The 13349-nt window shown below is 45.8% G+C and carries 13 protein-coding genes; 5 read left to right on the top strand and 8 right to left on the bottom strand.

Features of this window, described 5'->3' with window-relative positions; genetic code table 11:
* The first annotated feature begins 155 nt into the window (after positions 1 to 155).
* Positions 156 to 1586: a dihydrolipoyl dehydrogenase gene (gene lpdA, locus FIV04_RS12185; RefSeq protein ID WP_032550144.1), complete on the top strand. Its 1431-nt coding sequence runs from the start codon at positions 156 to 158 to the stop codon at positions 1584 to 1586.
* Positions 1587 to 2064: 478 nt separating this feature from the next.
* On the opposite strand, the gene FIV04_RS12180 is transcribed toward lpdA, so the two are convergent.
* A complete protein-coding gene (locus FIV04_RS12180) occupies positions 2065 to 2670 on the bottom strand; it encodes a LuxR/HapR/OpaR family quorum-sensing transcriptional regulator (RefSeq protein WP_032551493.1) in 606 nt (201 codons plus the stop codon).
* A gap of 337 nt (positions 2671 to 3007) precedes the next feature.
* On the opposite strand from FIV04_RS12180, the gene hpt reads away from it, so the two are divergent.
* A complete protein-coding gene (hpt, locus tag FIV04_RS12175; protein ID WP_150869255.1) occupies positions 3008 to 3538 on the top strand; it encodes a hypoxanthine phosphoribosyltransferase in 531 nt (176 codons plus the stop codon).
* Positions 3539 to 3612: 74 nt separating this feature from the next.
* On the opposite strand, the gene can is transcribed toward hpt, so the two are convergent.
* Complete coding sequence (gene can / locus FIV04_RS12170; protein WP_150893490.1) at positions 3613 to 4281, bottom strand: carbonate dehydratase; 669 nt, start codon at positions 4279 to 4281, stop codon at positions 3613 to 3615.
* Positions 4282 to 4524: 243 nt separating this feature from the next.
* On the opposite strand from can, the gene FIV04_RS12165 reads away from it, so the two are divergent.
* The 3 genes from FIV04_RS12165 to FIV04_RS12155 all read left to right on the top strand — a co-directional run bounded on the left by FIV04_RS12165 (position 4525) and on the right by FIV04_RS12155 (position 8113).
* Positions 4525 to 6195 (top strand): SulP family inorganic anion transporter, encoded by a 1671-nt coding sequence (locus FIV04_RS12165; RefSeq protein ID WP_032551496.1) that lies wholly within the window; start codon positions 4525 to 4527, stop codon positions 6193 to 6195.
* A 228-nt stretch (positions 6196 to 6423) separates the two neighbouring features.
* Positions 6424 to 7341 (top strand): ABC transporter ATP-binding protein, encoded by a 918-nt coding sequence (locus FIV04_RS12160; RefSeq protein ID WP_152469272.1) that lies wholly within the window; start codon positions 6424 to 6426, stop codon positions 7339 to 7341.
* A gap of 1 nt (position 7342) precedes the next feature.
* On the top strand, positions 7343 to 8113 hold the full coding sequence (locus FIV04_RS12155; protein ID WP_150869252.1) for an ABC transporter permease: 771 nt from the start codon (positions 7343 to 7345) through the stop codon (positions 8111 to 8113).
* 85 nt (positions 8114 to 8198) lie between these two features.
* On the opposite strand, the gene panC is transcribed toward FIV04_RS12155, so the two are convergent.
* From panC to dksA, 6 genes are all read right to left on the bottom strand, one after another.
* Positions 8199 to 9089, bottom strand: coding sequence for a pantoate--beta-alanine ligase (gene panC / locus FIV04_RS12150; RefSeq protein WP_032551499.1), 891 nt, complete (start codon positions 9087 to 9089; stop codon positions 8199 to 8201).
* Positions 9090 to 9097: 8 nt separating this feature from the next.
* Positions 9098 to 9892, bottom strand: a complete 795-nt coding sequence (gene panB / locus FIV04_RS12145) for a 3-methyl-2-oxobutanoate hydroxymethyltransferase (protein WP_150869250.1) — start codon at positions 9890 to 9892, stop codon at positions 9098 to 9100.
* Positions 9893 to 9915: 23 nt separating this feature from the next.
* Positions 9916 to 10401: a 2-amino-4-hydroxy-6-hydroxymethyldihydropteridine diphosphokinase gene (gene folK, locus FIV04_RS12140; RefSeq protein WP_032551501.1), complete on the bottom strand. Its 486-nt coding sequence runs from the start codon at positions 10399 to 10401 to the stop codon at positions 9916 to 9918.
* A complete protein-coding gene (pcnB, locus tag FIV04_RS12135; RefSeq protein ID WP_032551502.1) occupies positions 10398 to 11753 on the bottom strand; it encodes a polynucleotide adenylyltransferase PcnB in 1356 nt (451 codons plus the stop codon). The genes folK and pcnB overlap by 4 nt, the downstream gene beginning before the upstream one ends.
* A gap of 183 nt (positions 11754 to 11936) precedes the next feature.
* Positions 11937 to 12812 (bottom strand): tRNA glutamyl-Q(34) synthetase GluQRS, encoded by an 876-nt coding sequence (gene gluQRS / locus FIV04_RS12130; RefSeq protein ID WP_152469271.1) that lies wholly within the window; start codon positions 12810 to 12812, stop codon positions 11937 to 11939.
* A gap of 87 nt (positions 12813 to 12899) precedes the next feature.
* On the bottom strand, positions 12900 to 13346 hold the full coding sequence (gene dksA / locus FIV04_RS12125) for an RNA polymerase-binding protein DksA (RefSeq protein WP_032551504.1): 447 nt from the start codon (positions 13344 to 13346) through the stop codon (positions 12900 to 12902).
* Between the last annotated feature and the right edge of the window lie 3 nt (positions 13347 to 13349).

The raw sequence follows: 13349 nt of genomic DNA, 5'->3' as shown, positions 1-13349 counted from the left end.
CATAAAGCGAAAGGGAAGTGTTGTCTAGCTCACAGGCTAACTTAAAGCTACTTTCACACTGTTAACATCTCTGTAAAATGTTGGCTGTTTGAAAGCCCAATAATTTAAGAACATCTTCTCAAGCCTGTTAGGGATAATGACTACAAGAGGTCACAATGAGCAAAGAAATTAAAGCCCAAGTTGTTGTACTTGGTTCAGGTCCTGCTGGTTACTCAGCTGCATTCCGTTGTGCGGATTTAGGTCTAGAAACAGTACTAGTTGAACGTTACAGCACTCTTGGCGGTGTATGTCTAAACGTTGGTTGTATTCCATCAAAAGCACTTCTTCACGTTTCAAAAGTAATTGAAGAAGCTAAAGCGATGGCTGAGCACGGCGTTGTATTCGGTGAGCCACAAACTGACATCAGCAAGATCCGCATCTGGAAAGAGAAAGTTGTAAACCAACTGACTGGCGGTCTTGGCGGTATGGCTAAGATGCGTAACGTGACTGTAGTTAACGGTTACGGTAAGTTCACTGGTCCTAACTCTATCCTTGTAGAAGGTGAAGGCGAGTCAACAACGGTTAACTTCGACAACGCTATCATTGCAGCGGGTTCTCGCCCAATCAAACTGCCATTCATCCCACATGAAGACCCACGTATTTGGGATTCAACTGACGCGCTAGAGCTGAAAGAAGTACCAGAAAAACTACTTATCATGGGTGGTGGTATCATCGGTCTAGAAATGGGTACGGTTTACCACTCTCTAGGTTCTAAAGTAGACGTAGTTGAGATGTTCGACCAAGTTATCCCAGCTGCAGATAAAGACATCGTTAAAGTATTCACTAAGCGCATTAAGAACAAGTTCAAGCTAATGCTTGAAACTAAAGTTACTGCAGTTGAAGCGAAAGAAGACGGTATCTACGTTTCAATGGAAGGCAAAAAAGCACCAGCTGAAGCTGAGCGCTACGATGCTGTTCTTGTTGCTATCGGTCGTGTTCCAAACGGCGCACTTATCGACGCTGAAAAAGCAGGTATCGAAGTTGATGAGCGTGGCTTTATCAACGTTGATAAGCAAATGCGTACAAACGTTCCTCACATCCACGCGATCGGTGACGTTGTTGGTCAACCAATGCTTGCTCACAAAGGTGTGCATGAAGGTCACGTAGCAGCTGAAGTTATCTCTGGTAAGAAGCACTACTTCGACCCTAAAGTAATTCCATCAATTGCGTACACTGAGCCAGAAGTAGCATGGGTTGGTAAGACTGAGAAAGAAGCGAAAGCTGAAGGCATCAACTACGAAGTTGCTACTTTCCCTTGGGCAGCTTCTGGTCGTGCAATCGCATCTGACTGTGCAGACGGTATGACGAAGATGATCTTCGACAAAGACACGCACCGTGTAATCGGTGGTGCTATCGTAGGTACTAACGGTGGTGAGCTTCTTGGTGAAATCGGCCTAGCAATCGAGATGGGTTGTGACGCAGAAGATATCGCTCTAACTATCCACGCTCACCCAACTCTACACGAGTCTGTTGGTCTAGCTGCGGAAGTATTCGAAGGTTCAATCACTGACCTTCCAAACAAAAAAGCAGTGAAAAAGAAGAAGTAATTCTCCTTTAGCCACTCGCTAATGTTTTTCAAAGCCGCTGATTCGTCAGCGGCTTTTTTGTACGTCAGTGTAAGCAAGTCGTTTGGCCGCAAGAGATCCCCAACTCGCTCGTCCCTCGCTCTTGAGGATGACGGAGTGAGATGTTGGAGTTTGTGCTTTAGTGATTCTTGAGTGTGAAAGAGCTGCAGCTCACTATTCCTCGGATGAGGGAGGGAAGAGGTAACCTCTGGCTTGAACGGTTGATCTATTTCTCCGACGGTGAAGTGCAGGAGTTCTTTATATCCGTCATTCCCTAGACTGACGAAGGAAGGAGTAGGGAATCTCTTTCAACCAATTGCTATCTGTTGGTAACAAAAAAGGGTTGGCGCAAACACCAACCCTTTCAATAGTTTTACTCGAATCTCGAATCTCGAATCTCGAATCTCGAATCTCGAATCTCGAATCTCGAATCTCGAATCTCGAATCTCGAATCTCGAATCTACTTATAAATACACAACATATTTAAGTAGCTGTCAGTCAGTGAGTGCAATTCTTCAGTTGAATTTGCACGCTTCGCTTGGATGAACAGCGAGTAGCAGATACCGTGGAATAGGTTCGCCAAGTGTTTCGGTTCATGTTGGTCACATACTTCGCCGCGCTCGATCGCTTTAACGAACATGTTCTGAACCAGCATTTGGTTAGTGCGGTTGGTTGTTACGAACAGTGGCCATACTTCGTCACGAGTCGATGCACTCCATTCGAACCAAACATTAAGCCAGTGGCAATCTTGTTCAACAAGTGCAACCATCTCATTGGTGATGTTGGTCAGGTTCTGCTTCGCATGCAGATCAAGATCGATATTGTCTGAAAGGAAGTTCGAGAACTGACGAACAACGTGGTTTAGAACCTCATCGACCAGATCTTCACGTGTTGGGAAGTAGTTAAATACAGTAGCGACAGACACTTGAGCAATGTCAGCGATATCTGCGTGTCCGCCTCGGCCAATGCCGCGACGAGAGAATACTTCAAGAGCAATCTCCATCAATTGAAGTTTTCTTTTTAGGGGTGAAAGCCTAGTTCTAGGTCTCTTAGATATTGAGTCCATAATGTTTTCCTTGCCAACGAAATATTATATTAATGATTTTATTATTATTTAAGCCAAGATGAGTGTAATGGTGCATATGCAAATGGTCAATCATTTGTGCTTGTTTTATGGACAATTGCATCAAAGTTGATACATAAATCGTGATCCGCATAGGGCGTTGTAATGCGATCTAACTCGAAACCCGAGAATAAGACTCTTGATGCGAGAACTGTGATTTAAATTGATAGACGAGGTGGTGTGGGTATTTGAGCAGTGCTAGACTTACGCTCGAAAATCAGCGGCACTATTGATGAAACGATCTACACTTGTCGCAGTCACTAAATAAAATGAGAGCAGTATGAAACATACAGTTGAAGTCATGATCTCCGAGCAAGAAGTTCAAGATCGAGTGCAAGAACTAGGCAAACAGATCACTGAGCATTACCAAGGTAGTGAAGATCTCGTATTGGTAGGTCTATTACGTGGTTCATTCGTATTTATGGCCGATCTTGCGCGTGCGATTAACCTTACGCACCAAGTAGATTTCATGACAGCTTCTAGCTACGGCAACACAATGGAAAGCTCACGTGACGTGCGCATCCTTAAAGACCTAGATGATGACATCAAAGGTAAAGATGTACTGCTAGTTGAAGATATCATCGATACTGGTAACACACTAAACAAGGTGAAAGAGATCCTGAGCCTACGTGATCCTAAGTCAGTACGTATCTGTACGCTGCTGGACAAGCCTTCTCGCCGTGAAGTTGACGTAGAAGTAAACTGGATCGGTTTTGAGATCCCTGACGAGTTTGTTGTGGGTGTAGGTATCGACTACGCTCAGAAATACCGTCACCTACCATACATTGGTAAGGTTGTACCTCAAGAGTAATTGTCGATTGGATGAGCTCGAATGATTAAAAAGCCCGCATGATGCGGGCTTTTTTGTATCTATTAGGAAAGTACTTAACCTTGTTGGCCTAGAAGAGGCGTGGTTAGAATCTTGTTCAATGCCTCTAAATGACTGTTCTCTAGGGTATCGTTGCTTGAACAACGCACACCAAGATCTTTCAGTTTGCCATCACCGATACCATACACAACGCCATGGATTTCAACCTCTTGGCCGCGCTCCCAAGCACTCTGCATAATGGTAGAGTTACCCAAGTTGTACACTTGCTCAGCAACGTTGATTTCACAAAGCTTATCACCCCATTGTTCACGTGGTAGTGCTTCGATCTCTTTGCGGTACTTTAAGTAGTTATCACGGATGTGCAGTAGCCAGTTATTGATAAGGCCCAGTTTAGGGTTATCAATAGCCGCATTAACACCGCCACAACCATAGTGACCACAGATAATGATGTGTTTTACCTTCAATACATCAACCGCGTATTGAACAACAGATAGGCAGTTAAGGTCGGTATGAATGACTTGGTTTGCCACATTACGGTGTACAAACAGTTCACCAGAATAGAGCCCTGTTAAGCGTTCAGCTGGTACACGACTATCTGAACAACCGATCCAAAGGAACCCCGGGTTTTGACCCTCTTCAAGCGTGGTAAAATATTCAGGTCGTTCTGAGCGAATTTCATCAGACCATTTGGAATTGTTTTCAAAAAGCTGTTTTATTTCTGGCATCTTGCTTCATACATCCCTCAATTAAGATGCTTAACTATACACAATGTTACAAATTCAATCTTGTAAAAAGTGCGTCAAAAAGTACTCATCTGACGTGTTCTAGTACGTAAAATCATAAACTTAGGCATAAAGCTATCATCCGGTTATAAGACATAAATATTGTGATTGAATTAACACTTTCTGAGCAGTTGATACATTTGTTAAAGTGATACGGTTTGTCAGCTCATCACAGGGAGATGTATTTTGTTTGGAAGTCGTTTTGCAGATATCAACCTCAAAGGGGATATGTTTGGCGGTGTCACCACAGCCATTATCTCACTGCCATTGGCGTTGGCATTTGGTGTTGCTTCTGGTGCAGGCGCCGAAGCGGGCTTATGGGGCGCGATCATGGTCGGCCTGTTTGCCGCATTGTTTGGTGGTTCCAATACGCTGATCTCTGAGCCAACCGGCCCAATGACAGTGATCATGACGGCGGTACTCACCAGCATGATGGCCAAGTATCCTGAGACTGGCTTGGCAATGACCTTTACTGTTGTGATGATGGCCGGTGCATTTCAGGTGTTACTCGGAACGTTAAAGTTAGGAAAATACATAACTTTGATGCCATATAGCGTGATCTCCGGATTTATGTCGGGTATCGGCGTTATTCTTATCATTCTACAGCTTTCGCCACTTCTTGGTCATGCAGCCCCTGCGGGTGGTGTGATGGGTACCTTATCGGCACTGCCTGACACAGTGGCGAATATGAAGTTCAGCGAGCTGTTTCTTGGTTTACTAACGCTCGGTATTCTGTTCTTCTTCCCTAAACAGTACCGAAAGTATGTTCCCGCACAATTGGTTGCCTTGGTCGCAGTAACACTGCTTTCTGTCATTCTGTTTGATACAGAAGCGATTCGTCGTATCGGTGAAATCCCTGCAGGTTTACCATCACTGGTTGTGCCGCACATTGACGCTTCTATGTTTACCGAGATGGTCATCGATGCATTGGTGCTGGGTACTCTGGGTTGTATTGATACGCTTTTGACTGCAGTTATTGGTGACTCTTTGACTCGTAAAGAGCACGATTCGGATAAAGAGCTGCGTGGTCAAGGTTTAGCAAATATGATTTCTGGCTTGTTCGGTGCGCTTCCAGGCGCAGGTGCAACCATGGGTACCGTAACCAACATTCAGGTTGGTGCGCGATCTCCATTATCAGGTGTGATTCGTGCGTTAGTACTTGCGCTAGTGGTACTGGTTGCCGGTGGTTTGACTGAACCAATTCCAATGGCGGTACTGGCTGGTATTGCGGTATATGTGGGCTTCAATATCCTTGATTGGAGCTTCATTCAGCGTGCGCACCGCGTGAGCTTCGCGGGTATGGCGATCATGTATGGCGTGATGCTATTAACGGTATTCGTCGACTTGATTGTTGCGGTAGGTCTTGGTGTCTTTATCTCTAACATTATCATCATTGAGCGATTGAGCCGTGAGCAGGCGCGCCAAGTGAAGGCGATCAGCGATGCGGATGAAGATGATGTGCCTTTATCGGATAGCGAACGTGGCTTGCTTGATATGGCCAATGGTAAAGTGCTGTTCTTCTATCTGTCTGGACCAATGATCTTCAGTGTCTCTAAGGCGATTTCACGTCAGCACACCAGTATCTCTGATTACGAAGCGATGATTCTCGATCTCACAGATGTACCTATGATTGATGTCACGGTTGGTCTAGCGTTGGAGAATGCGATTAAGGATGCACTAGACGCCAACTGTGAGGTCTACCTGTTGTGTCCAAACGACAATACTCGCCAACAGCTTGAGAAATTCCATGTGATTGATCTGGTGCCAGAATCGAATACCTATCGCTTCCGTTATGAAGCCCTAAGAGCGGCAACTAACTACGTGGTACGCGATGAGCATGAGCTCGGTTCCGCTTAGTAAAAAGCAAATTAATATCTAGCTGTAAAATACCGTTAAGTTAATGACTTAGCGGTATTTTTTTATCTTGTTTTAGCCGTATCCATAAATGTTTCTATAGATTTGGAAATGTTAGTTTGTCTTAATCGTCATTTGACGATAGACTTGTTGGTATATTGGACGTGTCTGAGAATAAAGTCATCTTTTCTCTCATGCCCACTCACTAATCGCAAATGGCAAGTTATCTTCATGTACGCATTAGAAATCGAACAACTTAGAAAGACCTACGCTGGTGGATTTGAGGCCTTGAAAGGCATCAGTCTGCAGGTGAAAAAAGGCGACTTTTACGCATTACTTGGGCCGAACGGCGCGGGCAAATCGACCACGATAGGCGTTATCTCCTCACTGGTAAACAAAACGTCAGGCAAGGTGAATGTCTTTGGTTTTGATATCGATAAAGACCTAGAGCTGGCGAAGCAAAACCTTGGCTTAGTTCCTCAAGAATTCAACTTTAACCAGTTTGAGACCGTTGAGCAGATTGTACTTCAACAAGCTGGCTACTACGGTGTGTCTAAGTCATTAGCCAAAGAGCGCGCTAAAAAGTATCTATCTAAGCTCGATCTGTGGGAAAAGCGTAGCGAACGAGCGCGAAACTTGTCTGGTGGTATGAAGCGTCGCTTGATGATTGCCCGTGCATTGATGCATGAGCCTCAACTACTGATCTTGGATGAACCAACAGCCGGTGTTGACATTGAACTGCGCCGTTCAATGTGGGAATTCCTACAAGAGATCAACGAGAAACAAGGCATCACTATCATCTTGACTACTCACTACTTAGAAGAGGCTGAGATGCTATGTCGTAATATCGGCATCATCAATCGTGGTGAGTTAATTGAGAACACGACGATGAAGTCGCTGTTGAATAAGCTCAGCGTTGAAACCTTCATCCTTGATTTGGAAGAGGGGGCATCTGAGCCGACGCTGCAAGGTGTAAACAGTCAAGTGATGGTGAATGGTTCTCTAGAGATCGAGATTGATAAGACGTTAGGTTTGAATACCATCTTTAGCCAGCTAACAGAGCAGGGTATCAAAGTATTGTCGATGCGTAATAAGGCGAACCGTTTGGAAGAGCTGTTTGTGAGTATCGTTCGTGAGGGGAGCAAATAAGATGTATCAACTGTATTGGACGGCTTTTTGTAGCCTGCTCACCAAAGAGGTGAACCGCTTTACCCGAATCTGGGTTCAGACTCTGGTTCCACCTGCGATCACCATGACCTTGTACTTCATCATCTTCGGCAGCTTGATTGGCTCTCGCATTGGCCAGATGAACGGCTTCAGCTATATGGAGTACATTGTGCCGGGCCTTATCATGATGTCGGTGATTACCAACTCTTACTCGAACGTTGCCTCTTCGTTCTTTAGTGCCAAGTTCCAAAAGAACATTGAAGAGCTTTTGGTCGCTCCGGTACCAAACTATGTGATTATCGCGGGCTTCGTGATGGGCGGGGTTGTGCGTGGCTTGCTAGTTGGCGCTATTGTTACCTTTGTGTCGCTATTCTTCGTTGATCTGCAGGTTGACCATTGGGGCGTAATCATTGCGACTGTGTTCTTAACGTCAGTGGTATTTGCGTTGGGTGGTCTTATCAATGCGGTATTTGCGCGCACCTTTGATGACATCTCAATTATTCCAACCTTCATCCTAACGCCGCTGACTTATCTTGGCGGGGTGTTCTACTCAATCAGTCTACTGCCTGAGTTCTGGCAAGGTGTATCTAAGCTGAACCCGATTGTGTATATGGTTAACGCATTCAGATACGGCTTCTTGGGCGTGTCTGATGTGGGTATTGTGACCTCGTTTGGTGTACTGGGTGTGTTTATTGTGGTGCTGTATGGCGTTGCACACTACTTGGTAACAAAGGGCATTGGCTTACGTAGCTAGTCTTTGCACTACCGAGCTTACAGATAAAGAAAAAGGTCGATATAACATCGACCTTTTTTGTATTTTGCTTTTAAGAAACCGTTAATTACTCAGCGGTTTCTTCTTTCACTTCTTCTTTGGTTTCCGTAACTAAGTCAAGAACTTGGTTGTCGATAAGACGAGTCTTACCTAGGAAAGCAGACATAAGAATCACAGCTTGAGTGGATTCAGAAGTGATGGCTTGCAGAGTCTTGGCATCGCAGATGAAGATCTCATCCGGTTGTAGATCTGCAGCGCGAAGTTGGTCGGTCGCATCTTCCACAACTGACGCGTAATCATCACGTCCACCACGGATAGCACTGCTGATCCAACGCATAGTACGAGCCAGTACAGGTGCACGTTGGCGCTCATCGATAGTGAGGTTGCCGTTACGAGAGCTCATTGCTAAACCGTCCATCTCGCGTACCGTAGGTACACCCACGATTTCGATATCGAGTGCAAGATCGGTCGTCATCTGACGAATCACAGCGAGCTGTTGGAAATCTTTTTCACCGAAGCAGGCAAAGTCAGGCTGAACGATATTGAACAGCTTGGTTACGATCGTTGCTACACCACGGAAGTGACCAGGACGAGAAGCGCCTTCTAGCATGTGAGAAAGGCCTGGTACCTCAACAAAAGTCTGTTTATCAAGACCTGCTGGGTACATGATCTCTGGTGTTGGTGTAAAGACCAACTCAACACCTTCGCCAGTTAGCTTGCTCAAGTCAGCTTCTAAAGTACGAGGGTAGTTGTTTAGATCATCTGCACGGTCAAATTGCATTGGGTTAACGAAGATACTAACCACAACGATGTCAGCCAGTTCACGCGCTTTTCTTACTAGAGTAAGGTGACCTTCATGAAGGTTGCCCATAGTAGGAACGAAAGCAACAGTGCGTCCATCACGTTTATACTGCTTAATCTGCTCACGAAGAGCCGCTACTTCAGCGAAAGATTGCATACTAACTCCTAAGCGATTGTGTGAGCGTCATCAGGGAAACGTGCGCTCTCAACATCTTCTTTATATTTTGCCACGGCTTTACGCATATCGCCCGTTTCCGCTAAGAAATTCTTAGAGAATTTAGGCATATAGTTCGCAGAAATACCGAACATGTCGTGCATAACTAGGATTTGACCATCGGTCACATTGCCCGCACCAATACCAATTACTGGTACATCACAGGCTTCAGTAATACGTTTTGCCAATGAAGCCGGTACACACTCAAGCAGGACGATTTGCGCGCCAGCTTCTTGTAGAGCTAATGCGTCTGCAACCATTTTATCCGCTTGCTCGTCATCGCGACCTTGTACCTTGTAACCACCAAAGATGTTCACAGACTGAGGCGTTAAACCTAGGTGTGCACAAACCGGTACAGCGCGCTCTGTTAGCATTTTCACTGTATCTACCAGCCAACTGCCACCTTCAATCTTAACCATGTTGGCACCAGCGCGAATGATCGTCGCTGCGTTTTCACATGCTTGCTCAGGTGTTGCGTAGCTCATGAATGGCATGTCAGCCATCAACAGACAGTTTGGGCTACCTGCACGTACTGAGCGAGTGTGGTAAGCAATGTCTTCTACGGTAACTGGCAGTGTGTCAGTTTGGCCTTGCAGCACCATACCAAGTGAATCGCCGACTAAAAGTACAGGGATTTCTTGGCTTTCGAATAGTTGACTGAAGCTTGCGTCGTAAGCCGTTGACGTTGCAAATTTACGGCCTTCACGTTTGCACTTGATCAGGTCGTTAATGGTTACTTTTTTCATTGGTTTTCCTTAATGCGTTTGGCTTATTTTTGCCAAACATTGAGCCCGTTTTTGTCGACTACTTTAAGCAGTTCACTGAGCTCAGTCCCATCAGGGAGTTGTAAACTTGGTGCGATTTCAGCTAGCGGGTAAAGAACGAATTCTCGCTCTTTCATTCCGTAGTGAGGAACGGTTAAGCGCTCTGAATCGATCACCTCATTGCCGTATAAAATGATGTCTAGATCCAAGGTTCTTGGTCCCCAACGCTCATCTTTACGGACACGCCCTTGCTCTTGCTCAATCGCTTGGGTGCAGTTGAGCAGTTCAATCGGCGTTAATTCGGTTTCAATAGCAACCACCGCGTTGATGTAATCTGGTTGGTTTTGCGGCCCCATTGGAGTGCTACTATATAGCTTAGAGGTCGCAATAAACTTTGATTGCGGTAGGCTTTTTAGTGTTTCGATAGCCAAATTTGCTTGGCTCACAGGGTCGGCAAGATTGCTGCCGACCGCGATGTACGCTGTGATCATGATGACTGCTTACTTTTCTTGTTGCGGTAAGTCTTACGGCGTCGATGACCAGATTTAGATGGTGGAGCCACATCGTTTGCCATCGCTTGGCGCATGTTGCGTCCTGCACTCTGGTAGCGCTCCCACCATTTAGCAAGTTCTTGGGTTTCACCACCTTCGATCTCGCCACGCATCTCAAGGAAGTCAAAGCCAGCACGGAACTTGTTGAGCTCCATTAGGCGTTGAGCGCGCTTGCCGTTGCGACGAGGTAGGCGAAGTTGCAGCTGCCATACTTCACGAATAGTCGCCGTGTGGCGGCGTGGAATAGCAATACTCTTAACCTGTTGATCAAGAATCACGTTGCTTGCTTCCATGATGGCGTCATATTGAGAAAGACCAAGCTCATCGGCTAGTTTCTCTGCCAGTTTGTTCATCGGGTACCACAAGATAGCTGCGAACATAAAGGCTGGGTTAACGCGTTTGCCATCTTCGATGCGTAGGTCAGTAGAATCCAACACCAAGTCCAGCATCTGTTCTGTCTGAGATGAGTAGTCCTCAGTAAAGAACTCAGCCACTGCTGGGAACATCTGTTGGAACAGATTGTATTCGCGCATTAGGTGGTAAGTTTCAAGACCGTAGCCTGATTGAAGAAGCTTCAGTGACTCTTCATAAAGACGAGCTGCTGGGATATCTTTTAGTAGGTGAGCTAACTCTTCAATTGGATCCGCCGTGTCTTCTTCGATGTCGAAATCTAGCTTCGCAGAGAAACGCATGGCACGAAGCATACGAACCGGGTCTTCACGGTAGCGAGTTTCTGGATCACCAATCAGACGGATTAAGCGATCTTCTAAGTCTTCCACACCACCTGCGTAATCGTGGATGCTGTAGTCTGCAATGTTGTAGTACATCGCATTGATGGTGAAGTCACGACGCTCTGCATCTTCATCTACGCTGCCGTAGACGTTATCACGTAGCAACATACCTTCTTTCGATTGAGCTGATACGTTTTTTGATGGCTCTTGGTGGTGACCACGGAAAGTTGCTACTTCGATGATGTCGCGACCAAACATGATGTGCGCAAGACGGAAACGACGACCGATAAGACGGCAGTTTCTAAATAGGTTTTTGATCTGCTCTGGCGTCGCGTTAGTCGCGATATCGAAATCTTTCGGTTGTGAGCCGAGCAGTAAATCTCGCACACCACCACCGACTAGGAATGCGTCAAAACCCGCACCATTCAGGCGATATAGCACTTTTAGTGCGTTATCACTGATCTGCTTGCGTGAAATATTGTGCTCTTGTCGAGTGTAAATATTCAGAGCTAAATCGTGGAATCCACGTTGTTCGCTAGGGGTATTGTCGTTTGTATTCATTAGTTTACAACAAAGTAGGTATCGCCAACTTTGCTTTTCTCTTAGTCCAAAGTGGTAGTGCAGAGTTTAATTGCGGCTAATAATAGCCTAGCGGAAGCCATTTGAGAACATTGTCCGCTTATACACACCTAAGGGTTATGGCATTTTTATGTGTCGTTTATACGATTTCATGCCGCAAACGTGTCAATCACGGTGCTCTTTATGCAGTGTATCGGGTAGCTGATTGATATGCCAATGCTGGCAACCCCAAGCCAAAATCTCGCTCAAAGAACCTTGCTCAATGTCGAGAGGTAAAGTGAAACCGAGAAAGCGCATTGCACTCAACAGTGCCGGTTTTGGGTTGTCTAAGTCGATACCCTTTGCATGATTCTGCTTTGAGAGCTTGTTACCCGTAGCGTCGGTCGCTAGAGGCAGATGGAGGTAACTCACCTGTGGCTGATTTAGGGCTTTATAGAGGCTAATTTGACGGCCTGTGGGCTCAATTAAGTCAGCTCCTCGCACCACCTCGGTAACCCCTTGAGTGATATCATCCAGTACCACCGCAAGGTTATACGCGAATAAGCCATCACGACGCTTAATAATAAAGTCTTCTTTGGCGAGTTCGGCTGGAATGCTCATGGTGCCGTGGCGAATATCCTCGAATGACTCAACTGGGTGATTCATCATTATGCGTACCGCGCGTTCAACATTATCGTCTAGTGCTGCGTGACGACAGTGACCGTTGTAGAAGCCACCTAGGGCTTTTATCTGCTTGCGGGTACATTCGCAGTAGTAAGCTTGCTGCTCGGTAAGCCATTGTTCAATCTGTGCTTGGTAAGCCGGGTGTCGATGACTCTGATATATGACCTCGCCATCCCAATGCAACTGATAGGTCTCTAAGGTTTTTAATATAAGATCGGCGGCTCCTGGCATTTCGCGCGGTGGATCGAGATCTTCCATGCGAACTAGCCATTGTCCCTTTTGTGATTTTGCTTGAAAGTAGCTACCGAGTGCAGCCACAAGCGAGCCAAAATGAAGAGGGCCAGAGGGAGAAGGTGCAAAGCGCCCGATATAACTCATAGTAAAAGCCTAAGTAATGGTTGTATGGGGAATAAAAGACCAAATAAAAAAGGGAGCGAGTGCTCCCTTTCTTCACATCAACAAGGATTAGCCTTGCATCTGTTTCTCTTTGATTTCTGCAAGTGTTTTACAGTCAATACAAAGATCAGCAGTCGGACGAGCTTCAAGACGACGAATACCGATTTCGATACCACAAGAGTCACAGAAGCCGAAATCGTCTTCTTCGATCTTGTCTAGTGTCTTCTCAATCTTCTTGATTAGACGACGTTCACGGTCACGGTTACGTAGCTCTAGGCTGAACTCTTCTTCTTGAGAAGCGCGGTCAACTGGGTCTGGGAAATTTGCTGCCTCGTCCTGCATGTGGTGAACAGTACGATCAACTTCTTCCCTGAGCTGGTTGCGCCAAGCTTCCAAAATCTTTGTAAAATGAGCCATTTGCTCAGGTGACATGTACTCTTCACCTGGCTTTTCTTGATATGGTTCAACACCTGCGATTGCTAGGATGCCTAGCGCTTTTTTCTTAGATTCTGGCATACA

Origin of the sequence: Vibrio sp. THAF190c, assembly GCF_009363355.1 — a bacterium.
Taxonomy (GTDB): Bacteria; Pseudomonadota; Gammaproteobacteria; order Enterobacterales; family Vibrionaceae; genus Vibrio; species Vibrio fortis_A.
This window is presented reverse-complemented; position numbering and strand designations above follow the sequence as displayed.